Here is a 24,065-nt window from a genome sequence, read left to right on the forward strand (position 1 = left end):
GCGGTTTTAGAAGGAGTTGTAATTTTTCAAAAAAGATTGAAAACCATTTTAAAGCTTTCGACTTAACCTTTTTTTACATCAATAATGGCTTCATTTAATGTCAGCATACTTTTTGAAACACCACCGAGACATTTTTAACATCATCCATGGCTTTTTGAAGGTTGCCATGATCTCCAATCGCAATACTGATACGGCCAGAAAGGTTCTTATACTCATCAGCAGTTTGAGCAATTTCAGCAGCGGTAGCGCCAATTCCAAGAGCAGCTAAAGCCCCGGTTAGAGCATTAAAGCCGGTTTTTAAGCCCTGTAACTCTCCCGAGACACCTTTAGATGCTTGCTCTGTTTGCTGTAATTCTTGTGATGTTGCCTCTAATTCTTTATCAAGCTGCTTTATTTGTTGGGCGGTTTCTTGGGATTGGTTGCCAAGCTGGTCTACCTCTTTTGTCGCACTGCTGGTATCACCTACAACACTGGCTGAGCCTTCTTTAAGTGCTGCAAATGCTTCTTTTGCTGCTTTTTCTGACTGATGCATATTAGAAACAAATGCTTTTGTGTCAGCATCCATTACCAATTTAAACGTTAAATTTTTACCAGACATGCTGACCTCTAAAATTCAGGCAATAAAAAACCCGCCGAAGCGGGTGTGAATCAAGTAAAAAACCTCCCGAAGGAGGTTCTTGTTTTATTTAGAATTACGCTCTTTTAGAAAATGCCTTCCTACACGCAATGTATCTGTGCCGTACAGCAAATCCAATACACTATCAAAACGCTTGGTAAATTCGGCAATATCCATTGTTGGGTAGAAGCCCGGAGGTAGTGGCATTGCGGTCAATACGCCATTGCGAGCACTTACATGCCAAGAATCATACTTGGAGTTATTGAACTCTTGGCTGATCTGCTGGGCTACCTGCACCACCTCTTGAGGGTAAGGCAGAGCTTTAATTTCAGGCTTTTCAACTTTCGCCTTTAAATCCATTGTTTCTAGATAATGCACCGCTTCTGGAAAATGAATCTCTAAAAGCTCTGCATAGCGTGGGATTTTAAAGTGTCGATTATGACGCGCCCACATTTCAGCAAAGATTTTACGCTCACCACCAGAACGACGAGCCACAATTTCATGAAGTAACGCTTGTTGTTCAGGTGAAATAGCTTGACGCGCCTTAACTCTAAATTGCATCACCATTGCATCGTAAGCACGAATAACCTGTAGGTGGAATTTTGCAGATATCCACATTGCGTACGAGTAAACCAATTCTTTTACGACGTATGTACCTTGCTTCTCCGCACCACCCTTAATTACTTTTACAGCACTTTGCAAATTTGCAGAGTTTATATTTTGACCGATATGAGAATTTGCATATCGCTCTATTTCCTCAATCAAGTCCTTGGTCTGCTGGTTGCGAAGAAAATAAGCAGGGAAATGTTTTTTATCATCACCACTTGCCTTATGTAGATCATTCAAGCAATAACGACCATCTTCATCTTGGCGAATTGAGAAATCACCAATAACCAACGGTTGAGTATTTGGATTTACTGGATTTTGTGTTAAATTAGACATAAGAATTCTCTCTTATTTGATGTAGTTGAGACATTCAAAACCTTGTTTATTCTTGGCGGAAGGCAAGGTTTTTTTGTGCCTGTGGTTTTCATGCTTTCGCACTCTCTATTTCATTTTTCATTTGCTTAACCGCATGGTTGATCAAATAGTTCACTGGTCGCTCATACTCCTGGCCTAGTTCCTTAAGCCAATCCATTAATTCAGGTTCAATTCGAAGATTGTATTGAATCTTGGTTCTAGAGGATTTGGTTGTATTGGGTTTGGTTGGCAATTCCACTTCAATCTCCTTTATTTTTAATAGTACCTCTTGGGTACATACCAATAATGTACCTCTTAGCGACCATTGTCAAGTACCTCTTTGGTACTTTAATATGGGTATTTTAATTTTGCGGTATATGGTTATGAGCGAGAATCAGCGCGATCCACAGTACAAATTGCGTTGGCCTGAAGATTTAAGAGATAAAATCATGGAGTCCGCCAAAAATAACAACCGATCAATTAATGCGGAGATATGTGCTCGATTAGAGCAAAGTCTTGCATTATCACCAGAAACCCATCCGATAAATATGGCACCAGAAGAACTGATGGAGCGAGCTTCCCACACAATTGCTAAAGATGTTCTAGATGAATTTATGAAATTTGCCCAGCAAGGCGATATAAAAGAAATAAAAATAGTAATTAAAGAAGATAGAAATAAAAAAGCACTCTAGGGTGCTTTATGGTCTTGCTTTTATACATGATAAATATGCGCTATTCTCAAAATCCAATATTGATTTTTGTTGGAATTCAGGCGTATCAAATCTAGGTCTGCTGTAAGCATCAATCACAAGAGCTCTAACAACATCTTTAATTGCAGGATCAGCAGGTCGTACGACTTTATCCATCATCTCTGTCATTGAAGCTCCTTTTTGCCTACTACTCATTATTGCTTTTGCAGCCCCTGTTGAAGATTTGCATATAGCCAGCCACTCATCCTCCGTATACTTACTCTCTTGCTGCCTAGTAATTTTTTCTTGAGCAATCTTTTCCTGACGTTCCTGCTCATACTCTTTAGCTCTTTTTTCTCCATTCAGCCTTTCTTGTTCAGCTTTCAAGGCTTTTGCTTTCTCTGTTTCCGCTTGTCTTTGTGCGGATAGTTGAAGAGCTTTAGCCTCATCAAGCTTCTCTTGCTCCAGCTTCTGCTGATGCGCAATCTCAGCCTGTTTCAATCGTTCTTTGTCAGATTCATTACTTTTATAAGCAAATACCCCAAAAGCCAAAATAAGAGCAAATACCCCAGCCAATAAATATTTCATCTGGATCAACGCTCCCACTCAATCTTGTAGATCTGGCCATCCACCACAGTAATTGTGTAGTTCTGACCATTTACAGTGTAACGATAAGAAGTAGCTTTATGCGGCCAACCTTTACGGTCATGAATCACGTGATGATAAGAAGATTCAGGTTCACCCAATACATCATACATTTGCCCCAATGTAGAGCCAGGCTTCACATAACTGGTACTGCCACGTACTGAGTTCACCTCTACAGCAAAAGCTGTGGTACTAAGCATAAGAATCGTAATTAATAATAATTTTTTCACAGTAACCCCCTAAATTATTATTTTCACATCATAACTTTAGGGTGATGCATGATCAATCAGAAACCATTTCTTTCTTGAACGACTCAAAGCCTTTTTTGTCAGATTGGGCTACACGTGCTGCAACAGCGTTATTGAAGATTCCCTGTTTGTACATCTTGTTTGCTGCCTTAACATAGCCCTGGAATGCACCGTAGGTCATCTGCATGATTTCACTATGCTGATGGCCCATTGATACCAGAAACTGGAATGAGTCAAACCAGGTGGAGTCATCTTTCTTTTTAATACCACGTTTTGGTTTTTCGTATTTGAAGTAAGCCTGATTGACCAGAAGCACCGCTTTAAGTAGATCTTTAAATCCCTGTTCATCAGTAGCAAGTTCCACCAGTGATTCATTATCCAGATCAGTAACGCATGCCATGGTCGAAATAACCTGTACACCATGAGCTTTAAATAACTGTGTCAAAATTTCATCTGAATAATTTTGGTCTTTAATGAAGTTTTTCAAAACTTCAGCATGCATTGCCCAGGTATCAAAGTCCTTCATCTGGATCTGACGTACTTCGATGTCATTAACTTTAATACTTCGATTTGTTGCTGGGAAAAAATCATTCATGATGGGTCTCTGAGATAAATTTTAGACATTAAAAAAGCACCCGAAGGTGCTTTTCTTTTAACTTTAATAAAGGCTGAATTCTATAAAGCCCAATTACGACCTTGCCCCATCTCATAAACGATGAGAATTAAGGCTACTATCATTAGAACGACAACAACGATTTCGGCTTTGGTCAGCATTTTCGGAGCTCCACTTTTCATCATTCATATGATAAGCAAAGCATACAATTAATAACATAAAGATTACAAAAAAATTATTGGATGTTACAAAGATTTAGAAGTTAGGGAAGTTTCTTTAGAGTGTAACTACCTACTGAAGCATTCAAACATTTCGTTAAGCAACTCAACAAAAAGTTTCAACCGAAAAGCATTCTTACGCAAACCTAGAAACCTATAACTTTAGACCTGAATATCTTACATATCCCGACATAGCTGCTACATCCACGATTTAAATCATTCTCTACACTGAAATTAAGTCTTAGAAACGTAGAGGAAATTCAAATGAAAAAGTATTCGAAAATTCTAATCTTAGCTTTAATGGGATTTACTGGTACCGTAGCTATCGCAGCTGACTCGATTCCAATAGAAGCCACTGCCGCAGCTGAAGCACAACAGGTTGCTTTAGAGTATGGAAATGAAAAATATCAAAAATCTGAATCATCTGGTGAATAAAAGAAAGCCCTTAATTAAAGGGCTTTTTAATTACTTCCAGCTTGGCGTACAACCATTCTTCCATGACAACTCAAATTGCTTTTGATCCGTCTGATTTTCTACAAGTACTATATCCTTTGAAAGCATAATAAAACGCTGGAAGGGAACATAATCACTATCTGCTTCTTTATAGCTTACTTCTCCACACTCTCCTATTTGATTGCGGAACTTTGCCGAATCAGGGTTGGGAATGAATTTTTTTGTAGCTTCTTTTGCAAATTCAAGCTGTTCCTTTTTGCTTGTTTCTAAATCAAGATGCTGACCGTGAGATTCCTTGTGTCCACACCCAGCTAAAATCACAATAAAAAAGAATAAGCTTAAATTTTTCATAATATCCCCATGTATTAAGGGCAGCACTTTACATTAATTTTCAATCTTATCTAAAGCCTAGGGAGAGTGGATTTGTAAAGTTATGTTTTACTATTTTAAGTCTTTTTAAAATTGACCCTATCTAGCCAGGTGAAACTTCCACTTATCAAAAAACCGCCCTAAAGGCGGTTCTTAGCTTACTAACTTACTGACATACAAGATAAATAAAAGTAGAAATAATTATTACAGCTAGGATGGAGACAAATATTTCTATTTTAGTCATAGCAGTTTTATTCCTAACATGAACTGAATATCTTTTATAGCCCTATTGAGCGCTAATTAAACTAACAAAATATTACAAAATGATGAAGTATTAAAAAACCACTCCGAAGAGTGGTTTAAGAACTTCGATAATTCTTATTATCCAGCCAAACACTTATTAAGAATATCTCGGGTGTAATTTGGATTTTGGGTTGCATTTGGATCACCGTAAATACTTTCAATCATCTTATATAAACGATCCTTTTCACCCGGACTTCCTTGAGCCTGTTGAGCTACTTTTTCAACAACACCAAAAGCAACATCTTTACTTATCCCCATCTGTTTACCTTGCAAGACCATTCTTGCAGCATTAGCAGTATCTACACATCCTTGTTTTTCAGGATCAGTTAAAGTACTTCCACTGGTACAGTAGGCAGTATATCCATCACTAAAGATATTTTCGTCTTCAAGATCTTCAAAAACTACAACGCCGCTAGAGATATAGAATTTCTTAAAGCCAGGATATGCGCCATAACTATTCTTGGCATTTACTTCACCACAAGCTCCATTTATATTTTGGAATTTCGCAGAGTCTGGATCTTTTAAAGAACCTTTAACTACGTTTATTGTTGTATTCTCTGCATCGGCATTAGAACACCCGACTAGACCAATCAGAAGAAGGGCCGAAAATATTACTTTTTTCATATTATTACTCGATTATTATCAAGTATAAAATACTAGAATTTTAATCAAAAGAAAACCTAAGTCTTATCTCGTAAAATCCAAAAAAACAGGCACAAAAAAGACGCTAATACGCCGTGGAGTTCTTTGTGCCTGCATGAGGTTATTACGCTGCCGGAATCGTCACAACATGGCCATATAAGCCTAATGCCGGATCTGCTTGCTTCGTTACATCAGATAAAGCCTGACCAGAGATTTCATACTGACCAAGTTCTTCATGAATCAGTGGGAAAGTGGTTTCTGGCGACTTCTTGGTACGCCATAAACGTACAGCCATATGCTTACCATTCGCGGTATTGATGCCCTTGAAGAAAAGCTCATACTCTTTTTCAAAGTCGGATGCCAGAGTGGTATTAGTCACTGCACCAGTGGTGTAGGTGGCTAAGATCGGCATGGTCAGATCTGATACATTATGGAAAACCACAGTACCAAATACAGCATCCAGTGTGTAATTCTCTGGATCAACAGTCTTAGCTGTGCCAGTGGTTGAATCCTTGAATGAAACCGTTTTCAGGTTATAACCATCCAGTTTGATTTCTTTACCGGCCACCACAGTACCCAGTGATACATCTGTCGCTGTAGTGGTCGCTACGGCGTGATTCATACCAGACAGGATGTATTGAAGGTTTTCTGGATCAGTTTCTTCCAGCGTTCCCGTGAAATTCACTGATGTTGCGTTGATCATGGTGAAGTCAGTAGTACGCTGACCAGATGTTGATTCTTTATGCTCAACAACATCAGCACCAATTTCTAACTCAAAGTCTGGCACGTTACCCAAATGGCGCATTGCACTAGCAACACCATTCACAAGTTCTGACAGGTAAAACTTACCTTGCAGCGAAATATATTCTTTAGCCATTACTTTTCATCCCCTGTAGTTTTTTTGGCTGGAGCAGCTTTAGGTTCAGGCAATTCCTGAATGACACCATCTGCCAGTAACTTTTTGATTTGTGCATCATCCAGCCCGCCAACGACATCGCCCTTTTGAAAGCGACCTACAGGCTGTAATGCTTTGTATTGTTTTGCCATGACTGGCTCCTAAATGAATTTTTGTGATTCAAAAATAATCGTGATGTATGCAAAGCCTGGACTATACCCATCCCGAACCGAAATCATTTCTAGTGCCGTTCGTGATGCCTGAGGCTGCCAGCCGGAAAGTAGCTGAATTACTTTCTCAGTCAAAAGCCCAGCTTCATCACTCACCGCTCGGCCATCAGTCATCTGAGATTGAGCATTACGACATGCCACCGTGACCGCCCATTGCTGACCGATCTGATTGATACTTCCACGACCTGCACTGGCTTTTTTGTCAATACGAACGAAATTGACGTGTGCTGACGGCGTAACCTGCGACATCTCGGTTACGCTGACTGAGTTTAACGGCGTATAGATCTTTAGAAGTTCTGGAATTTCTTTCAGCTTTTCTGCAATCTCATCACGCACCGCGAAGAAGGTGCTCATCTATAAAACTCCCGACAATATCCAAAATCATTACCTCATCTTCAGCATTAATACCGAGCTGGGTCCGTGGCGGTAGAACTGATTGCTTAACCTTTCGATACTGGCCACCAACTGCAAAGGTGATGTATTGGCCATTCTTAGGTAAGATTGTTGCGCCGTAATGCAGATGGGGTGCGTACACAACATCTGTACCCACCTCCACACCACTTGAAAGAACATTGTGTGTGTAGGAATTCATCAGGCGGCCAGTGTTTCGAAGCGTTTCACCGACCCCGACACCATCCCTGCCTTGCATGCTGGCACGCCATGAAATCTTCCACGGGTTCCCATCTACATCAGTACCTGTTAAGAATCGATTCTGAACACTATTCACAAGCCCAGCACCGATCTCATCAAACAGCCGATCCTTTAAAGAATCAAAGTTACCTAATTGATTAAGCACCGCTTCAATCGGTGAGCTATCAGCTTGAATGGTTATTGCAAAAGCCATAAGCACCTCACTTCAAGCTGGGCATCTGGTCCAGGATAGAATCTCCAAATACACCACCGGTATATGAAGTACCGACTGGCGCTGTTGAAGGTCGTCCTTTAGGTTGGTCATCCACGATCTGGTTTGTTTCAGGCAGCTGAATCTGCAAATGGGCCTTGTTGTCAGCAACGCGTTTTAAGAATGCGATTGCATCCTCATAACGCTTCCGAGCCTCCTCGATAGGCTGCTGGAAGTAAAGACGATAGCGTGCAATATCACACGCCATACGCTTTAAGTTACTAGGCACATTGGGAAGTGGCAAAGGATAACGACCACCGATATGACCGTTAATCTCCTCTGTTGCATCCTGAATTGCATCAGTTATTGAAGACTGAGAAGGAAGCATCGCTTTCAGATTTTCAATCTCATCACCAAATCGTGCGACCAAATCTGCTTCAGTCGCATACATAGATCACCTATTTGGTTTCATCAGCAGGTTTTTCACCGGCTTTAGGTTTTGCGGCAGGTTTCACCTTTTCAAGTTCAGCCACTTTTGCCTTTAGCTCAGCAACTTCTTGATCAGCCTTGGCCTTGTCCGCAACTGCTGCCTGATTGGCTTCAGTTAAGGTTTTATTTGCTACTGTTAACTCAGCATTGGCCTTTTCAAGTTCAGCCAAGCGTGCGGCTGTACTGTCTGCTTTGGGTTCTTCCGGCTCTTGATATTCTTCAATAGCCCCAGATGCTAAAAGGGCCTGAAGTTGTTTAGCTTCAAGCCCTTTGATTTCATCACCTGGCATAAAATGCCCGATGGATTGTTTTGCTGTGTACTTCGGCATGTCTTGCTCCTTATAGAGTGATAAAGCCAGTACCACCAACGACACCGTTCTTATTAGACGGCACAACCAGTGGAGCAGATTCGGTCATCAGCATGATGCCGCTTGGATCTTCACAGTACCATTGACGGTCAAAGTACTGCTGAGCAACGCCGTTGGCCAACATATTTTTAATCTTACAGTGAGCTACCGAACCATTGGTATCGGAGATCAGTGAGAAGTAATCCTTAGGAATAAAACGATTCACCTTGCCCTTGTTGCGGTAGGTTGCGTCATATACCCAGAATTCGATTCCATCAAAAGTACCTTTGAAGGTCGCTGACTCTTTGACACCAAAGCTTGGATTCACTGGAACAGAAATACCGGCATACGGCGTGATGAATTCTTTTTTGAATTCTTCATTGTTCCAGAGAGCCGCCCAAACTAAACCAGACATAACAGACAGCTTAGCTTCGCCACCATCAGCCGACAATTGACGTTCAAGCATGGTGCGAATATCCGTTACTGGCTTGGCACCCGCTTCATTCCATTTGACCAACGGCGTATATGTCAAAGACGCATCACGACGGTAATCCACCAGGTTGAGCTCATAATCATCTGAGTGAAGCGTGTATTTACCATTTTTCAGTAAATCAATCGCCATCATCATGACTGAGTTATCAATCGCATCATGGTTGCGCTTCATCACTGAGATTTGAGCAATGATCATTTGCTCTTGCTCAGATAGTCGCTGGTTACCAGTTGAGATGATACCTGCAGTACGTAAACGCTCAAGCAAGGCAATTTCAAAAGTTTCTGCCGGAGTGACCTGATTCTTTGGCTTGTAGTAAGCCGGTTTAACGTGGCGTACTTCACCAGATTGAGTAGTATCAAATGGCTTACCAGGCTGTTGCGGTGATACCAGTGGTGCCAGATCATGTTCAGCTGATAATTCAGCCAGTGGCACATCATCACGCGTGAATAACGGGCGATTAGGGAAAAGCTTATCTAAAAGCCATGTGTCCATTGGACGGTAATTCGAGTGGATCAGTGCCAGCTCACCCACATCAAGAAGTTCAAGTGGAGCACCTTCAATATTAAAAGACTGTGGCATGTTGTTTACACCTTAGAAAGTTCGATTTTGTTTTTAGTTGCCTGTGCACGCGCTGCATCATATTCTTCAGCAGCAAGCAAAGTCCCATTAAGCGATACAGCTTCAATACTGAAAACCCCGCCATAGTAGACCAGAATTTCAATTCCATCAGCGGCCTTGATTGTGGCTTCTGCAGCAGTAACATCCTGACCACAAATCACATCCCATGTTTTTTCATCAGCAGCATGCGTAAGTACATTGGCATCTGAAAGTGTGAGCAAGTCGCCTTTCTTGTAGGCCGTTGCAGTATTTACTTTGGCATTGGCACGTCGTAACTTTTCATTGTCTAGAATCAGCTTTTTAGACTGGACCGTAATTTTTGGAATAACCTGGCTCATGAATTATTTCCCCTTGTTTTGTTCTGCGAATGCTTGTGCACCAGAAGTGAATTTGTGAGTGTCGGTATTATTCGACTGACCACCTTGCCCCGGATTAGCTTGATGGCTAAACAGGTGAGCAAATGCCGGATTTACACTTGGTGTTTGTTGTGTTTGTGGTGTAGCTGGTGGTTGCTGGCTACCTGCAGAAAATTGACGAAGTTGCTTAGCTGAGAATGCAAATGCACCATCATCAAGCTTTTTCATTTCTTCAATATCTTCAGCGCTGAATTCTTTGCCCAGGTCTTTACCTAATGCAGTGATTTCAGCTTCACGTTTTGCTGCTGCGAATTGTTTGTTTTGTTCAGTCAGAGTATTCACCTGACCTTCCAGTTCGGTAATTTTGGCCTGAGCCTTTTCTAATTCGGTCACGTCTGTGTCCTCTGGTTGATTAAATTGTTTTGGAGAGTGACTTGCTGCCACTGCGTTTGTATTGTCATCCGCACCCAAAGCACAGAAAGACACCTCACGAATACGACCACCACGGAAAACCGTGATAGGCCCTTGATGCACTTTTCCATTTACAGTGACTGATGCACCCGCTTGGATTTCTTCGACTGCAGAGGGTTCAATTCGCACTGACATCTGCCATGGAAAGCCATCGTCAGAGTCCTGAGCAACCTGAGTACCAAATTCATTACTCATTAGATCGCCTGAAACTGTTAGGCCGTTCTGGTGATCAATGCTGTGGCTATTGATGGCTCCAGCACGTTGCCGGGTTGAGTGATCCAGTAACGCAGGGATTCGGCCTTTAATTTGCATAGAATCAAGATCAAAGATGATTCGATCCCAATACCAATGATCGGTAATAACTTCACCACTGTATGCAACACCGGAGAAAGTCCGCTTCTTCTTGCCATCTTCAGCTTGATCGACATTTAAGTTACCGACCTGGAAGCAATACTGATTCGGCTTATGTTCCTCTTCTTTTGGCATTTCTCATGCTCCATAAAAAAACCGCCCTTTCGGACGGCGTAAAATAGCTACAAATAAACCCACCGAGGTGGGTAAATAGTTCAAGTATTCTTTATAGGTATCAGCTTAAGTTTCCATTCACTATCAAACCTCTTATTTAGAAAGTTTGTTATCTGGTTCTCACGATCTTTGAACTCATATGGAGTTAAGACTATTGCATTCCTTCCGCTAGATACCCCATACCTTGTAAATCCCGTAAGCGCTCTCCTTGTAGAAGTATTATTTGACAAAAGAACCCTTGCCTTTCCTTCTCTTATTAAACGCTTTCGGCCTCTTATTTTAGGGCACTTATCTGCAGGTATTTCGATCTCAATTGCAAAACAAACCATATCCCAACCAAGTGACTAAGCTGTACAGATTTTATAAGTCTACTTTGCCCCTAATCCAATATTTAAATATTCCATTCGTTGTATAAAAAATGTAGCTTAAACATTGTCCTATAGCAGATTAGTTAATTAAAAGATTAATTAACTAGTGGTCTGATCGTATAAACCATCTGCCCTTCAACCGCTTCAATCGAAACAACCTCAAATGACAATCCCATCGGTATTAAAACGCCGTTACCAGCATTCAACATATCCAGATCAACACCCAAGCCTTTAGCATTCTCAATCTTAATCACGATATCTGAAGCTGTATCAGCCATCAGCAACGGCGCATTAAGCTGAGCTGTCTGCCCAACCTGATAAGCCGCTACTTGATTAAGTGTCGCAGCACCCACCACGGTTGAAGCCGCATTGCTCGCCACAGCTTGAATAGCTGCCATATCAGTACTCAGCCAGCGCTTAAGCACATCATCAGCCAGAGAGCTTGTAGCAGAGTTTAAGTAGCTGGTCAGCGATGCATCATTTCCCTGTACATAGTCCAGGAAAGTCCGAATCGCACTTGGTCGAATGCTTGGATCAAGTGGAATCACGGTATTGGCCACCGTATCAAATAGATCCCGAGCCTTATCATCCATCGGAGCAAATAGTCTTGTGAGTTTTTTACTCGCCGTCCATTCAGCCTTGATTACCTCTTTCTGCTCGAGGAGATATTCCTTATCCAGACTTGAAGTGCTGATCTTTTTATCCACCAGTGATTCAAGCTCACCAAACTGTAAAGGATGGGAACTCCAATCCAAAGCTTCAGCAACCTCTGTTAGCTTATCGTCAGGTGTAATGCCGTATTTCAGCGCCTGTTTCTCAGTTAATGCTATGCATGTGCACCGACAGCGGAAACCTGTGGGAGGATAATGTGTCAGCCAGAATGGATCATCAATGTGACGAACGATCCGGTTCAAGGCCAAATGACTCGGACGCACTCGACTATCATTGATCGCCGAATACATCAGATATGATCGTTTAGCTTTGTTCCTTTGCTGTTGTTGCCACCGGCCATGACCGTAAGCACTTTGGATGTTCGTACGAAATACATTGTCCAGGTAATGCTTTGGCAGAATGATTTCAGATTCTTCAATTAGCTTCTGAAAATCCTTAAAGGTACCGCCGTCGGCAATCGATTTATTCACCGCCTTGATGACCGTTTCAATCTGCTCAAGACTCGATAGAAAGCTAACCGTAGTTGCCATCTGTCGGGTCTTAAGGTCCATTGAATAGAACTCATCAGGTAGCACGATCTTTTTACTGTGAGCGTACTGAAGCGCCTCAAGAAATGTGACTGGTTGCATAACTTACTTCCCGTTTTGAGCCGCCACATACCCCAATACATCTGCCGCATACAAAGCCTGATCTAAATTGGCAGTGAACTGAGTTTGTGTTGCTCCAGGTATTAACTGCATTAGGTTATAAGCTAGACTTTCAGGACCATCAGACTTGAATATCAATTCTTTGACCTGGTCCGGCTTAAGTAGTTGCAATTCATCTTGGCCATCAGTCAGTTCTTCAACTTCTTGCTGTTCTGGTGATAACTTGTTTGCTTGTGCCTTGAAGTTAAACGCCGTCTTAGGCAATGCAGTAAATTGATTGAAGCCAGTTTGAGGCTGTTCAATCACATCACCATCTTCCAAACCATATTCACGCTTAAAGTATTGTGGCGTTAAGACTGCACCGGCATTCTTTAACTTCACATCACGATCCGCTTTAGGCTCTTCCAGTGATTTCTCTTCACCAATGATGACCCGGTGGCGTTCCCAGCCATTGATATCACATAGCGCGTTAATAATGGCTTGTATCGTTGGCATGATCATTCGTACGTCAGCTTTATACTTTGAGTTTTGCACTTCAAGATGCACATCACCCAAAGCACGAGAGCCCGCACCATCTGTACCACTGGTTAAAGTCTGACCCAGAATCACCTTTTGAATACGGCGCTCAAGGTTCTTGTCAAAAGTTTCGAATGTCTGTGATGCGTTGCCATTGGTATTGGCTGTCTGGATCTCTACCGAATCTGTACCGCTTAAAGCAATTACCGAACTGGCATGCGCTCTAAGTAGTGCATCACGCATATCTGTCGTCTTGCCGGCAGTTTTACCAACCAGCATTGGTAAGCCAAACTTTTCAACAAACTTGGCCCAGAACTTAAAGCCAGACGTTTTGAAGAACCAGACCCAGTACAGTCGACTTAGAAGAGCCTCACCTAATGGATTCTCATAAGTAGATTTACAACGTGTCAAAAAGTGTTTGAAGCGCTGATCAACCTCCTGATCCTGTCGAGTTGTGTTGTAGTTGGCCAGCAACATCAGACGACCATCATTCTTAGGCTCATACCATTGCATTGGCTTTTCACCAATCCACTTAAAACCAATAAACGGCGTAATGGTATTGCCATCAATATGTAGGCTCGGTTCCTCAGGCTTGGTATAGATTGCTTCTAATACAGAATATCCGTACCAGCGAGCATTCTGCGCACCCAGAAGAATCTCAGACCACCACTCACGTAAATGCTCCATGATGATTTTTGATTCCGGTTGATCCATCGGTTCTACACGCCATGATGCACTTTCAAGTTTATCTTGGCGCTTTTCAATGGCCTGATAAATCTCATCGTCATACATCATGACTTTCAATCGTGGACGTGTGACCCCGGCTTTTCGAAGTACTTCATCGCCGTCTGGCATTTTGGTCAGATAACTGATTAAAGCCTGTTCAGCCTCATGAGAATACAGTGCACCAGCTTCAGGTTTTGCATTCTCAGGCTTTTTCCTTTTCTTAGACATAACTCAACCTTATGCAGCCGGAGGGCTGTAATTAATCGCAATTACTGCATCTTCAATCGCATCAATCAGCGTATCTACTTGGTCATCATGATCATGGGTAAATGCCGCATTGAATGCTTCACATTCTTCAAAGAATTCACCGACCCAATGAGCATCTTTAGGTACCATCACAAAACGATCTTCCGGTTTATCCTTATAGTTTGCTTCGAGATGGACCTGCACATCCATGAAACGGGATAGCTTGTCTGTATTACGTTGGACTGGAATCACAGCGACACCAGAGTAAGTGCCGAGTGTTTGGATCAACTGAGTACCAGATGCCTTATCTTCTACTTTCATGTAGCGGATTGGTTTGGTATGCCAGGTGTACTCTTTATGCTTATCCAGAAAGGCTTTAGCCTGACGGTTAAGCTCTGGTGCTTCCCATTTACCGCGCAAGAGATCAAGCAAGTACAGTTTTCCATCTATACCCATACCCACCAGCAGGAATACAGAGTAGTCATTGTGCTCTTTGGTTTTCTGTGCTGTATCGACAAGGACGGCGCGCCACTGAAGCTCTGGATGCTCTTTATAGAATCCAAACCATTCAGACTTGATTAAGTCACCGCCTAATTTCTTAGGCTGCTGCATGTACTGACTGGAGAATGTATAACGGGATACCGTGGCACCTTCTTTATCCTTGCCACCCTTTTCAAGTTGTAATAAGGATTGAAGCGATTCTTTCTTTGGCCAGTAACTTTGGCGGCCTTGCTCATCACGCTCAGCATCTCGCGGTACCAGCTTTTGAATATGCTCTGGCAGGGTTGTAATGTACTTATCATCAATCAGTGCCGGAATGGATATCTGAGTCCATTCACCAGGTAGATTACCTGTCATGACAAAGTTGGTTGGATCCTCAGTATGCAGGCGCTGCATGATCATGATGATGGGTGTATCAGACTTGGCTTTACGTGAGTTCACCGTATTAAGTAACTTACGATTGGCAGCATCTCGTTTGATCTTACTGAAAGCATCTTCTGGCTTTAACGGGTCATCAATGATGATACAACCTGTAAAGCCATCATCAGCCAGTGTTCCTGCGCGCCGTCCTGTTACCTGTCCACCCATAGAGGCCACATACACATGGCCAACATCGTAGTCCTCAACTGTAATCTTCCATTCCTTTTTGGAGTCAGTACTATTGGAGACTGTTAAATCCCACATCATCCGATAGTCTTTGGACTTCACAATGTCACGCGCCGTATCTGATACACCCTCAACTAGTGATTGAGAAAAGGATAGATACAGAAATCGAGAGCGTGCATTCAAAGCCAAACCACGTGGAATTAGATTAGTTGTCAGTTCAGTTTTACCCGCGCCTGGTGGAACGTTGATGACCACGTTCGCAATCTCACCAGCTATCACCTGATCAATGATCCAAGAGATATAAACATGGTGCCAATTCACCGTAAATTTAAAGCCCATCCGGGGCTTGAAAAAACGCCGGGTGAAATATAAATGCTCATCTTCACACAGCTTCTTTTCAACCTGTGTTTGCAGATCCATTTAGTATTCCTCTTGGGCCTTCTTTACAGCAGCTTCGACCTGTTCTTGAGTAGCATGAACAACGGTGGTCTGTAATGCTTCGCCGTCCTTACCGGTAATTTCTTGTCGGTTAGTGAATTGACCACCTACATCTTTAGCAGCCTGCTCAAGAATCTTGAGTGCTAATTTTGCATTCTTGGTTTTTTCAAGTTGCTTCTGATATTGCTTAAGCCGGTAATACTTACTGGCAATTGGAATATCTATTAAACCTTCATCAAATTTCTTACGAGTCTGATTGAATAGATCTGCAAGTTTTTTCCCGAGATTGCGACCCGCGTATTTAGTTGGGTCATAGTTTTCACACTGACGGCGATCGATTTCAATGTTGAACTCTTGCTTGACCAACTCCGCAACTTCTTGAGGGGTATCACGGCATGCAAGAGCTTGAACAATAAATATTTTTACAGGCTCTTTAAGTGCTGCCATAAATCCCCCTTTTGTCATGCTACGTCATGCAAAGTAGGCAAAAAAATTTAACCGATGACACAGTTCCCACAACACGCAGCAATACTTGTTTCAGATACAAACGGCGCATTCTTGGCAATTTCAACGAGACGTTTCACTGAGTCATCAGCTCCCCACCGTTTAGTCTCACCAAAGAACACTTCAACGTCATGGCCAGCTAAGTAATGTTTAGGCAGGCCAGTCATATCGCTATAAATTATTTCACCATCGTCATCACGCTCTACACCAATGTGATATAGCTCATGCTCAATCAACCGGCAGAAATCCCGATCTGTTGCCTGTTCGCAATAAGTGGCATCTACAGTAATCAGATATTGAGGTACGAAACCAAACCAGTCTCGCATCTGTTGTTCCTGGCGTGCTTTCTTCCAGCCACCCACGTTAAACATCACTTTTTCACATTGGCCAAGCACCATACGTTTTTTCGCTAGAGCGGCAGATGAAGCCCAAGCAAATGCAAGGAATTCTTCATTGTCGTGAAGTAACTCGGCAATATGATCATGATCCGGGTTATGCAGTTCACCACCGAGAGTGAGCCAATTCTTCACGACCCATTCTTTAAGCTCTGGTGCAGGTGCCAAGCGAATGGCTTCCTCTTCTTCGGCCTGATCAATCAGATCCGTCGGTGGGAATGGTCTGAACTGTTCCATAAGATGCCTTTAAATTTCTAAGCCACTGTATGGCCCTATTGGATGATGAGATATCTGAGACTTCAAAGCGTATATACCGATATCCCATTTCTTCAGCATGGTCATAACGATCAATGCTCCATGCTTTAGTAGCCAGCTTACCCTTACGACCACCAGACCACGGACCACCCGCTATTTCGATCAATGTAAGATAACCCACCAGGTGCAAATCGAAACGCCAGTGCTTAGTGGTTTTGAAATGAAAATATTCTTCATATTTGATTTCCATCCGATCAAGAATTTCTTTCAGTCGATCGAATGCTTCTAGGTATTTTTCACCAGCTTTGGGTAGTGGCCTGTTACGAGGTTTATTTTTGATTGGGTCTTTACCAGTTAATTTTTTATAGTGCTTAGGATCCATATAAAGCGAACCGCAAATTCTTAATACGCTCCTTCAACTTAATCATGATTCCATCAATTGCCAGCAGCTCATTGCGTGTCAGGCCGGATCGACTGAGATTCTGATACTTAGACAGCTCAGCACTGCAAAATTCTAAGTCTTGTTTAGCTTGTACTTTGTCTGTCATAGGTACCACCAGTCTTGTTCTTCTTCATCGAGTTTTTTCACTTCAATGCACTTGTATGTTTTCGACCCAACAAAAAAGCCACCTAATCGCTCACATTCATTTGCCACGTAGATATGCGTATACCAGCTGCAAATAACCCATGCCACGATAAAACCAAGTAAAAATTGCCACACGGTCACCACCAATAAGAAAAGAAAAACCTCGCCAAGTTCGTTATCTGGGCGAGGTCTTATGTGCCGTAATACGTCCGGCGATTTAGAAATAAAAAAAGCCTGCTTAACTCTCCCAAATTAAGCAGGCCCATGTCAGGTCAAAAATCTATTTCATTGTTTTTCTGAGCAAAGATCCTAACAGATGATTATTACAGCTGAATGTAATTATTTGTTGAAGATTAAGAAAATATCGACTAATAATTAATCACTTAGATTTTTTAAGCATTCTTAATTAAGTCAAAAAAATACCCACACCATTGGGGTCGATGTGGGCGAAACTTTAAATTCAAAATGTGGAGTCTTTGAACAAGTGGTAAATTAATAGAGAATTAATATAATTTCCAACTTATTTTCAAAATAAATTATTAATTAATAAGTGAATTTATCGATTAGTTTATTATAGATTACTCAATTTCTTTCAAACAATCCCGACACACTTTGATTTCTTCATCATCAACCGAGTAGTCGATCTCAGTCACGCCATGCAGTCCGAATAAGCAGAATATAAATTGGAGCATACTTTTCTCCTGATATTAAAAACCCCACTAAAAAATGGGGTCATTACAGCTTATTAAGCGGGAAAACAATTCCTCATTACCTGAACATTCTTAGCTGTGAAGAACTTCTAATTCAAAACCGTTATCAATCATTTCATTAATACTGGGTATCAGTGCCTCCACCCACTCTCCCTTGCTCCAAACCTTTAAAATTCCATTCTCTTCCTTATAGTAAGCATGATCGAAAAGTGAGATATGATGAATAACCTGTGTTCCGTTTGGTATACGTGTCATACAAACCTCCAGACTTTTTGTTGTAATTTTAATCTATCAGAATATTGTGTTTTTTAATTATAGATGCTTGTATCAATTCACTATTAAATGTGACCTATCAAACAATGTAGCAACACATGACATAAGAAAAATATAGGCAAAAAAATACCTCCTTTATGGGAAAAGGAGGCAGAAACTTGAAAAAGAAACTACAGCGATAGAATCTGGGCTGAATTATATACTTTAAAATATTATATACAAGACCATGTTATTAACTTTTACTTTCAAATAAAAAACCTGCTTAGCTGGAGGGCTAAACAGGCAGGATTTAAATCATCTTTTATTTGTTTTCGTAAGGTTCTAGGAATGAACACAAGATAGCATTTGCTCATCACAACTAAGTATAAGAAATATATGCAGAATGTTTTAACACGTAATAATTAAGTTATATTTATTAATAACTTGATCATCATTTACTCAAAAAGATCACTTAATAATCAATCTTGTCTATCTGGCACGCCATGCAGGATTCGAACCTGCAACCATTGGTATAGAAAACCCATGCTCTTTCCAGTTGAGCTAATGGCGCAAATAAAACAACCCAGTTATCCAAAATGAATAACTGGGCTGAGTAGTTTCGTAATTTAAGGCTAACTTATGCGTTAAGAGCTTGCCAATTCTCACAGTAGACACTCGCCTTTTCAGGTGGTCAATCCAAGGGTGGGATTTATTCAAATCTCGACACCCATCTATGCACTTTGCTAACCAATGCAAAGCGTCTATCACTTTTTGGTATGAAGGACTGATAGATAACCTTCAGGCAATAAAAAAGCCCACACCTTGGAGTTATTGATGTAGGCCTATAAATGAATTTTCTTATATCTGTATCTGTTGATTTATACTGAGCATTCTAATACAAATATTATTGAGAATCATTTGCAATAAGTTACAGATTGATTATTTAGCCAATAAAAAAGCCCACCATTTGGCGAGCTTTTAAATCAATCTAGTGCTTTAACGTACACTTCGATCACTATAACAGAAATATGCCATATCTTGGCATGCCAGTCAAATACTATTCGATTCTCAATCGTTTATCGTGCCCAGCTAGATAAAACTTACCTGCATAGATCATATTTCGCAGAACGTTTCGACCCAATTTGAATTCTTCTTCCATCTTGCGATCTGATAGCCCACGTACATTACGCTCTACAAATAACTGAACCGCACGCTTACCAGACTCACAAACCGAACTAGACTTATTAAAATCCACAATCAACTTCCGGACCTGCTCAGCTTCAAAATCATTAATCTGGCAAATGGCCTGATCCTTACGTGGTGCTGCACCTTTGTTATTTTCGCAGATTAACCAGTAGATCTGATTCACATGTAATCCATCCGGTTCATGACCTGACTTCATTCGGCTGACCTGTACATAAGCGCCGTATTGTTTAAGCCATTCCTCAATAGTGAACTTACCCCAATCCATCACTTCCGCCTTCACCATCGCATTCATCCCTATTCCCCTAAAACTTTAATTGCTTGTTCTACAGACTCAACCACTGCAACATGACCACGCCAGTCTTGGTGCCACTCGATCTGATCTGGTGTGAGCTTCCGTGCTGACTTAACCTTGCCACCGTCTTTCACTTCGAGAAGCAGATTCTTACCCCTAAAACCAACCAGTAAATCAGGCACTCCCTTGCCAGTTGAAGCAAGCGATTGAACACTTGCCCCAACCTGACGTAGCGCCTTTACAATTTCAGTTTGATTTGCATCAATCTTTGCTGCTCTACGCATTGGCACCTCGCAGGGCTTTTTCTGCCCAAGTCAGCCATTCCGGAAATAAACACCCCTCTTTTCCAAACTGATGAATCTTTTCAAGTCCAGCATCAATCCGCTTTTGCTGATCCTCAACCTGTTTTTTCTTCCCGATATAACAAGCCTCCATGTTGTTGAGCTGGGCTTTCAGGTCGTCAATGATGGCTTGTTGGTGGTTCCATGCCATTTCGGAAACCTTGTGCTCATTACCAAGGAAATAAACTGTTTTCCCATTTGCATTCAGGCTTCTAAACCACTTTTCAAATTCACTCATCTCTCAATCACCTTCGCAGTCGGACTAATGTGGTTACGGATATCACTTACATAGTCCGTGCGGTCTTGGTCAGCGATGGCTGCGCGTAATTCAGCATGTGTAAAACCAACCGAGCTTCTTTGCCACATTCCATTGATTACAGCTATTTTCCAACTCTCAGGCACACCATGCTTTTGAAGCATCCCATCAAGTGCTTTTGCGTTTTCCAATCCTAATTTTTCGATTAAGTTCATGCTGCTGCTCCCTGCGCCATATCTTTGATAAATTCTTCTGCATGAAGTGTGAGAGAGAACCCTTTCGGATGTGCTCCATCACATTTGACCAATCCCCAAAATTCCAACCGGTTCATGTATCGCTGAACACTGCGAATTGAGATACCCATTTTCGGCTCAATGGAGTCGTGAAGTTGCTGGATCGAAACGCGGCCTCTAGTAGTTGCCAAAGTGCGCATGATCATTAAATTAATGTATGTACGGTCTGCTTCTTTTCTCACGCCGCACCCCCAAATAAATCTAAAGTCCATTCATCACGAACCGGTTTTGCTTTAACTGGCTTCTTTGGCTCCGACTTGATCACTGGCTCCATTGGAGGCGCATACTCAAGTTCTAGCGACTTAGGTGCATTCTTATCAAATAATTCAAATAAGCTGGCATCGTAATAAGAGCCGCCAAACCACCGCACACCACCTTTGAGTAAGACTCTGTCGTGATAAGTGCGAACTTCTATTTTTCCGTATCTCGGTGAGCCACATGATTCATAGATCGTGTTTTCATCACCAATCATCTTGAGCAATGTGCCGCAGCAAATTTTGTTTAAGTCTTGATCCTTCACACCCCACCCCCTGCGCTTTCCTTAAAGCCTTTAATTTTCTGCTTGGCTTCTTCCAGGTACTTCTTAAGCTCATCACCTTGAAGCGGTTGAGTGTCTTTAGGTGAAGACCCATGACCCCACTCACCAAGATCAGCCACAATCTTTTTCTCAATGGCTTTTGGGCGCTCCCAGACTGCTTGCTGTTGCCCCTGTTCGGCATACTCCTTAACTACGTCCACATAGTTATCTTTAAACGCCTCATACGCTAAATAAGAGGCTCTATCGACGTTCTTTGCCCACTGGATCTCGGCAAACAATTCATAGCAGCGGTCATACGCTTCTTTTTCGGCATTTGTGATCGGGTGGTTGTTATCACCAAGCCATTTCACGATATTGCCCAGTGCTGCATGCTTCCCTTTGAATGAATCAACAACACGTTGCTGCTCAGTACCAAAACCTGTAATCCCAAGACACCATTTGCGGAACATGGCTGGATCTGGACAAAAGCCGTTATCACGAACCATGCGAAGGCCAAGATCAATCTGTTCGCGTGAAAGGTCTTCAATGCAGATTTTCATTGCATGGCTGATTGCTTCAATCGGCATACCTTCAAATGTTTTTTCAAAAGAGCGTGGTGCAATTGCCTTGAAGATTCCAACCAGTTGACCTGTCTTGATTGGCTGAACTGCAGTTTGTTGATTAGTAACCATAGCTGTCATTGCCCTGCTCCTCTTTTGCGATCAACTGTTGAATTTCATCCCAGCGAGATGGTTTTGGGTTTTGTTGTCCAGGTGTGAATTGCTGCTTTGGTGCAAACAAACCTTGATAGTTGCCAGTGATTGAAGTTTTTAAAGATTCGTTGCTGCCATCAAATCCCCATTTCTGGAAATCCTTGTAAATCGCATTCAAGGCATTTTTGGTCAGCTTTGTTTTTGCTGTTTGAGAGCGACTAGAAACGTATTGTTCCCAGAGAGAGAAATCACAGAGAAGTGAAAATCTTTCTGAAGTCAGTTTGATCACTTCGTCATAAGATAATTTACGAGCCTTGTCTTTGCGCTCAGCTTCGGCTTTTGCTTTTGCTTCTGCTTCTTGTTTTTCTAACTCAAGTTGATCCTGTTTTTTCTTTTCTTGAAAACAGTAAAAATGAGTCTCCAAAGGTTTTTTAGAGCGAAGCGACTTAATTAATAGTTCTATAGATAGAGTTCTATAAGTTAGTTCTATTGTGTCTTCAGTTATGGAAGTGGTTAGCACTTCACTTTTGGAAGTGGTGCGCTTCACTTTTGGAAGTGCTTCACTTTTGGAAGTGGTACTTTTGTTTTGAAAGTGCTCAACCAATGAAACCTCATTAATCTGGTATTCATTCCCCTTGCGACTGTTCTCGCTAACAATAGAAATCACACCTAAATCAAGTAATTCCTTAAGGCCTCTTCTAACGGTTGCGGTGCCTAATTTTTTAGAGCCTTCGAGCTTTCCACCTTGCAACTGCGAATAGCTCACATGGTCGGTTATCTTGTCCTTAAAGCCGTTAATACGATCCTCAAGTTCTGCATAGACATTTTTCGCTGCATCACTTAAAAAAGGCCGCACCTCATATCGGTATAACCGACTGGACATGACATAGCCTTTTTCAAACTTGTCAGCCATTTTTTTACCTTTGGAGAATTGGACAATATTGTCCTCATGTTTTTTGAGTGCTGTCATGACTTCACTCCTAGGCGCAAATACGCACCAACACGCTCACCTTCGCGCTTAAGTTCATCAAGCATGTCATCTAGGCCAAACTGGTTGGCACGTTCAATAAGCTCACGAATGAGTTCTTTTTTTGCTAGGTCAACATCCTCTGTTGAGTCATGTGCCACGCATTCATGCTCTTCACATTCAATGCACTCAAACTCATACCCACTATCAACCAGTTCATCTGCAATTCGATTTAGGTGGTTGTTGTGAGCTGTCCAGATGAAGTCGCACACATCTTCGATTGTTATGCTCATGCTGCCACCCCCTGCTCTAACCACTTCGCAATGCGAGTAATCAATTTTTGAGTAAGTTTTACCTGGGTAAATACCTTTTCACCTGACTCAGTTAATCGAGGTGCGGAAGTCACAACATGAATAAGCTTTTGATCAATAGATTTTTGATAAGCTTGAATTTTTCCATATTGATCGCGGTATACAACCTTGTGATCAAGGAGATATTGAACCAACTGATTTTGACCAATCTTGAGAACTTTTGCGGATTCACGGATGCCCAGTACATTGGTGCAGTCAGCAATGCGATCTAGGCCTTTGGCTTTCGGCTCCAGTACTGCAACATGTTGCTTAAGAGCAATGTTTTCCTGTTCGGCAGCTAGAGCCAACTGAATAAGATCCATGCGGCTTAGTTCGACTGGTTTTTGTGCCTTAAGCGCTTCCTCCATTGCGGTCATGCGGTCAAACACTTGAGCTTGCAGCTCATAGCTATATGACATAGCCATCAAGCAGGCTTCGCGTTTTGGGAAGTTATAGATATGGCGTGTATTATTGTTGCCGTAGTTTTGCGTTCCGATAAATTTCGGAGCGTGCCCTTCACCCAAAACACTTGGTACTTTCCGCATAAAGTCGTCATGACGAAGTTCTTTATATGGCTTTTCGGCAGTAGCAACTTCTTTGCGATGAATGTTAATAAAATCAACAATCTCAGGTGATGACATTGTTACTTCGTTTATGTTAAAATTTTCTTGTGTTAACATATTCATT

The 24,065-nt window shown here is 41.8% G+C and carries 37 protein-coding genes, 1 tRNA gene and 1 pseudogene; 3 read left to right on the plus strand and 36 right to left on the minus strand.

Features of this window, described 5'->3' with window-relative positions:
- Positions 1 to 98, plus strand: a pseudogene (locus FTU19_RS11390) (IS1 family transposase); the annotation flags it as partial.
- Between the two features lie 2 nt (positions 99 to 100).
- Here the strand turns inward: FTU19_RS11390 and FTU19_RS11395 are convergent.
- From FTU19_RS11395 to FTU19_RS11405, 3 genes are all read right to left on the minus strand, one after another.
- Entirely contained in the window at positions 101 to 598 is a 498-nt protein-coding gene (locus FTU19_RS11395; RefSeq protein WP_257225455.1) for a hypothetical protein, read from the minus strand.
- 84 nt (positions 599 to 682) lie between these two features.
- Positions 683 to 1,558, minus strand: coding sequence for a KilA-N domain-containing protein (locus FTU19_RS11400; protein ID WP_180131235.1), 876 nt, complete (start codon positions 1,556 to 1,558; stop codon positions 683 to 685).
- Positions 1,559 to 1,646: 88 nt separating this feature from the next.
- Positions 1,647 to 1,835 (minus strand): DNA-binding protein, encoded by a 189-nt coding sequence (locus FTU19_RS11405; protein ID WP_180131238.1) that lies wholly within the window; start codon positions 1,833 to 1,835, stop codon positions 1,647 to 1,649.
- 94 nt (positions 1,836 to 1,929) lie between these two features.
- Between FTU19_RS11405 and FTU19_RS11410 the strand changes: the two genes are divergently transcribed.
- Positions 1,930 to 2,268 (plus strand): Arc family DNA-binding protein, encoded by a 339-nt coding sequence (locus tag FTU19_RS11410; protein ID WP_257225456.1) that lies wholly within the window; start codon positions 1,930 to 1,932, stop codon positions 2,266 to 2,268.
- A gap of 6 nt (positions 2,269 to 2,274) precedes the next feature.
- Here FTU19_RS11410 and FTU19_RS11415 read toward each other — a convergent pair whose 3' ends face one another.
- The 3 genes from FTU19_RS11415 to FTU19_RS11425 are packed head-to-tail and all read right to left on the minus strand — an operon-like array spanning position 2,275 to position 3,753.
- A complete protein-coding gene (locus FTU19_RS11415) occupies positions 2,275 to 2,853 on the minus strand; it encodes a hypothetical protein (RefSeq protein ID WP_180131241.1) in 579 nt (192 codons plus the stop codon).
- Between the two features lie 5 nt (positions 2,854 to 2,858).
- A complete protein-coding gene (locus FTU19_RS11420; protein WP_180131244.1) occupies positions 2,859 to 3,140 on the minus strand; it encodes a hypothetical protein in 282 nt (93 codons plus the stop codon).
- A gap of 52 nt (positions 3,141 to 3,192) precedes the next feature.
- On the minus strand, positions 3,193 to 3,753 hold the full coding sequence (locus FTU19_RS11425; RefSeq protein WP_180131247.1) for a hypothetical protein: 561 nt from the start codon (positions 3,751 to 3,753) through the stop codon (positions 3,193 to 3,195).
- Positions 3,754 to 4,253: 500 nt separating this feature from the next.
- Here FTU19_RS11425 and FTU19_RS11430 point away from each other — a divergent pair, with 500 nt between their 5' ends.
- Positions 4,254 to 4,424 carry a hypothetical protein gene (locus FTU19_RS11430; protein WP_180131250.1) on the plus strand — a complete coding sequence of 57 codons (171 nt, stop codon included), beginning with the start codon at positions 4,254 to 4,256 and terminating at the stop codon, positions 4,422 to 4,424.
- Positions 4,425 to 4,454: 30 nt separating this feature from the next.
- On the opposite strand, the gene FTU19_RS11435 is transcribed toward FTU19_RS11430, so the two are convergent.
- The 30 genes from FTU19_RS11435 to FTU19_RS11580 form a co-directional block, all read right to left on the minus strand.
- Entirely contained in the window at positions 4,455 to 4,793 is a 339-nt protein-coding gene (locus FTU19_RS11435) for a hypothetical protein (RefSeq protein ID WP_180131253.1), read from the minus strand.
- Positions 4,794 to 5,192: 399 nt separating this feature from the next.
- On the minus strand, positions 5,193 to 5,738 hold the full coding sequence (locus FTU19_RS16340; RefSeq protein ID WP_257225457.1) for a hypothetical protein: 546 nt from the start codon (positions 5,736 to 5,738) through the stop codon (positions 5,193 to 5,195).
- 142 nt (positions 5,739 to 5,880) lie between these two features.
- Positions 5,881 to 6,633: a hypothetical protein gene (locus tag FTU19_RS11445; RefSeq protein WP_180131255.1), complete on the minus strand. Its 753-nt coding sequence runs from the start codon at positions 6,631 to 6,633 to the stop codon at positions 5,881 to 5,883.
- Positions 6,633 to 6,803 carry a hypothetical protein gene (locus tag FTU19_RS11450; RefSeq protein ID WP_171505567.1) on the minus strand — a complete coding sequence of 57 codons (171 nt, stop codon included), beginning with the start codon at positions 6,801 to 6,803 and terminating at the stop codon, positions 6,633 to 6,635. Before FTU19_RS11450 ends, FTU19_RS11445 begins: the two co-directional genes overlap by 1 nt.
- Positions 6,804 to 6,812: 9 nt before the next feature.
- Positions 6,813 to 7,235, minus strand: a complete 423-nt coding sequence (locus tag FTU19_RS11455; protein WP_034171151.1) for a hypothetical protein — start codon at positions 7,233 to 7,235, stop codon at positions 6,813 to 6,815.
- On the minus strand, positions 7,210 to 7,725 hold the full coding sequence (locus FTU19_RS11460) for a phage virion morphogenesis protein (RefSeq protein WP_180131258.1): 516 nt from the start codon (positions 7,723 to 7,725) through the stop codon (positions 7,210 to 7,212). Before FTU19_RS11460 ends, FTU19_RS11455 begins: the two co-directional genes overlap by 26 nt.
- 7 nt (positions 7,726 to 7,732) lie before the next feature.
- Positions 7,733 to 8,173, minus strand: a complete 441-nt coding sequence (locus tag FTU19_RS11465) for a gp436 family protein (protein WP_086044620.1) — start codon at positions 8,171 to 8,173, stop codon at positions 7,733 to 7,735.
- Between the two features lie 7 nt (positions 8,174 to 8,180).
- Entirely contained in the window at positions 8,181 to 8,540 is a 360-nt protein-coding gene (locus tag FTU19_RS11470; protein WP_180131261.1) for a hypothetical protein, read from the minus strand.
- 10 nt (positions 8,541 to 8,550) lie between these two features.
- Positions 8,551 to 9,630 carry a major capsid protein gene (locus FTU19_RS11475; protein ID WP_180131264.1) on the minus strand — a complete coding sequence of 360 codons (1,080 nt, stop codon included), beginning with the start codon at positions 9,628 to 9,630 and terminating at the stop codon, positions 8,551 to 8,553.
- Positions 9,631 to 9,635: 5 nt separating this feature from the next.
- Complete coding sequence (locus tag FTU19_RS11480) at positions 9,636 to 10,007, minus strand: hypothetical protein (protein WP_180131267.1); 372 nt, start codon at positions 10,005 to 10,007, stop codon at positions 9,636 to 9,638.
- A 3-nt stretch (positions 10,008 to 10,010) separates the two neighbouring features.
- Complete coding sequence (locus FTU19_RS11485) at positions 10,011 to 10,982, minus strand: hypothetical protein (RefSeq protein WP_180131270.1); 972 nt, start codon at positions 10,980 to 10,982, stop codon at positions 10,011 to 10,013.
- Between the two features lie 502 nt (positions 10,983 to 11,484).
- On the minus strand, positions 11,485 to 12,690 hold the full coding sequence (locus tag FTU19_RS11490) for a phage minor head protein (RefSeq protein ID WP_180131273.1): 1,206 nt from the start codon (positions 12,688 to 12,690) through the stop codon (positions 11,485 to 11,487).
- 3 nt (positions 12,691 to 12,693) lie between these two features.
- A complete protein-coding gene (locus FTU19_RS11495) occupies positions 12,694 to 14,178 on the minus strand; it encodes a DUF935 family protein (protein ID WP_180131276.1) in 1,485 nt (494 codons plus the stop codon).
- Between the two features lie 9 nt (positions 14,179 to 14,187).
- Entirely contained in the window at positions 14,188 to 15,723 is a 1,536-nt protein-coding gene (gene terL, locus FTU19_RS11500; protein WP_180131278.1) for a phage terminase large subunit, read from the minus strand.
- On the minus strand, positions 15,724 to 16,188 hold the full coding sequence (locus FTU19_RS11505; protein ID WP_005236588.1) for a DUF2280 domain-containing protein: 465 nt from the start codon (positions 16,186 to 16,188) through the stop codon (positions 15,724 to 15,726).
- Positions 16,189 to 16,235: 47 nt separating this feature from the next.
- Positions 16,236 to 16,877 carry a putative metallopeptidase gene (locus FTU19_RS11510; RefSeq protein ID WP_180131281.1) on the minus strand — a complete coding sequence of 214 codons (642 nt, stop codon included), beginning with the start codon at positions 16,875 to 16,877 and terminating at the stop codon, positions 16,236 to 16,238.
- Positions 16,837 to 17,277 carry a hypothetical protein gene (locus FTU19_RS11515; RefSeq protein ID WP_180131284.1) on the minus strand — a complete coding sequence of 147 codons (441 nt, stop codon included), beginning with the start codon at positions 17,275 to 17,277 and terminating at the stop codon, positions 16,837 to 16,839. The genes FTU19_RS11510 and FTU19_RS11515 overlap by 41 nt, the downstream gene beginning before the upstream one ends.
- Positions 17,267 to 17,443, minus strand: a complete 177-nt coding sequence (locus FTU19_RS11520) for a hypothetical protein (protein WP_180047644.1) — start codon at positions 17,441 to 17,443, stop codon at positions 17,267 to 17,269. The genes FTU19_RS11515 and FTU19_RS11520 overlap by 11 nt, the downstream gene beginning before the upstream one ends.
- Positions 17,444 to 18,263: 820 nt before the next feature.
- Positions 18,264 to 18,446 carry a hypothetical protein gene (locus FTU19_RS11525; protein WP_004730170.1) on the minus strand — a complete coding sequence of 61 codons (183 nt, stop codon included), beginning with the start codon at positions 18,444 to 18,446 and terminating at the stop codon, positions 18,264 to 18,266.
- 491 nt (positions 18,447 to 18,937) lie between these two features.
- Positions 18,938 to 19,014, minus strand: a tRNA-Arg gene (locus FTU19_RS11530).
- 486 nt (positions 19,015 to 19,500) lie between these two features.
- The gene (locus tag FTU19_RS11535) at positions 19,501 to 19,941 is read right to left on the minus strand and encodes a hypothetical protein (RefSeq protein ID WP_180131287.1); all 441 of its coding nucleotides are present in this window, start codon (positions 19,939 to 19,941) and stop codon (positions 19,501 to 19,503) included.
- A 2-nt stretch (positions 19,942 to 19,943) separates the two neighbouring features.
- Positions 19,944 to 20,225, minus strand: coding sequence for a hypothetical protein (locus tag FTU19_RS11540; protein WP_180131290.1), 282 nt, complete (start codon positions 20,223 to 20,225; stop codon positions 19,944 to 19,946).
- Positions 20,218 to 20,520, minus strand: a complete 303-nt coding sequence (locus FTU19_RS11545; protein WP_257225458.1) for a hypothetical protein — start codon at positions 20,518 to 20,520, stop codon at positions 20,218 to 20,220. Before FTU19_RS11545 ends, FTU19_RS11540 begins: the two co-directional genes overlap by 8 nt.
- Entirely contained in the window at positions 20,517 to 20,753 is a 237-nt protein-coding gene (locus tag FTU19_RS11550) for a hypothetical protein (RefSeq protein WP_180131294.1), read from the minus strand. Before FTU19_RS11550 ends, FTU19_RS11545 begins: the two co-directional genes overlap by 4 nt.
- Positions 20,750 to 21,013, minus strand: a complete 264-nt coding sequence (locus FTU19_RS11555; RefSeq protein WP_180131297.1) for a hypothetical protein — start codon at positions 21,011 to 21,013, stop codon at positions 20,750 to 20,752. The genes FTU19_RS11550 and FTU19_RS11555 overlap by 4 nt, the downstream gene beginning before the upstream one ends.
- Positions 21,010 to 21,351 carry a hypothetical protein gene (locus FTU19_RS11560; protein ID WP_180131299.1) on the minus strand — a complete coding sequence of 114 codons (342 nt, stop codon included), beginning with the start codon at positions 21,349 to 21,351 and terminating at the stop codon, positions 21,010 to 21,012. The genes FTU19_RS11555 and FTU19_RS11560 overlap by 4 nt, the downstream gene beginning before the upstream one ends.
- On the minus strand, positions 21,348 to 22,049 hold the full coding sequence (locus tag FTU19_RS11565) for a hypothetical protein (RefSeq protein ID WP_180003571.1): 702 nt from the start codon (positions 22,047 to 22,049) through the stop codon (positions 21,348 to 21,350). The genes FTU19_RS11560 and FTU19_RS11565 overlap by 4 nt, the downstream gene beginning before the upstream one ends.
- Positions 22,030 to 23,031: a hypothetical protein gene (locus tag FTU19_RS11570; protein ID WP_180131302.1), complete on the minus strand. Its 1,002-nt coding sequence runs from the start codon at positions 23,029 to 23,031 to the stop codon at positions 22,030 to 22,032. Before FTU19_RS11570 ends, FTU19_RS11565 begins: the two co-directional genes overlap by 20 nt.
- A complete protein-coding gene (locus FTU19_RS11575) occupies positions 23,028 to 23,321 on the minus strand; it encodes a hypothetical protein (RefSeq protein WP_180131305.1) in 294 nt (97 codons plus the stop codon). The genes FTU19_RS11570 and FTU19_RS11575 overlap by 4 nt, the downstream gene beginning before the upstream one ends.
- On the minus strand, positions 23,318 to 24,064 hold the full coding sequence (locus FTU19_RS11580) for a phage antirepressor KilAC domain-containing protein (RefSeq protein ID WP_180131308.1): 747 nt from the start codon (positions 24,062 to 24,064) through the stop codon (positions 23,318 to 23,320). The genes FTU19_RS11575 and FTU19_RS11580 overlap by 4 nt, the downstream gene beginning before the upstream one ends.
- Between the last annotated feature and the right edge of the window lies 1 nt (position 24,065).

Origin of the sequence: Acinetobacter sp. YH12072 (assembly GCF_013419565.1) — a bacterium.
Lineage (GTDB): Bacteria > Pseudomonadota > Gammaproteobacteria > Pseudomonadales > Moraxellaceae > Acinetobacter.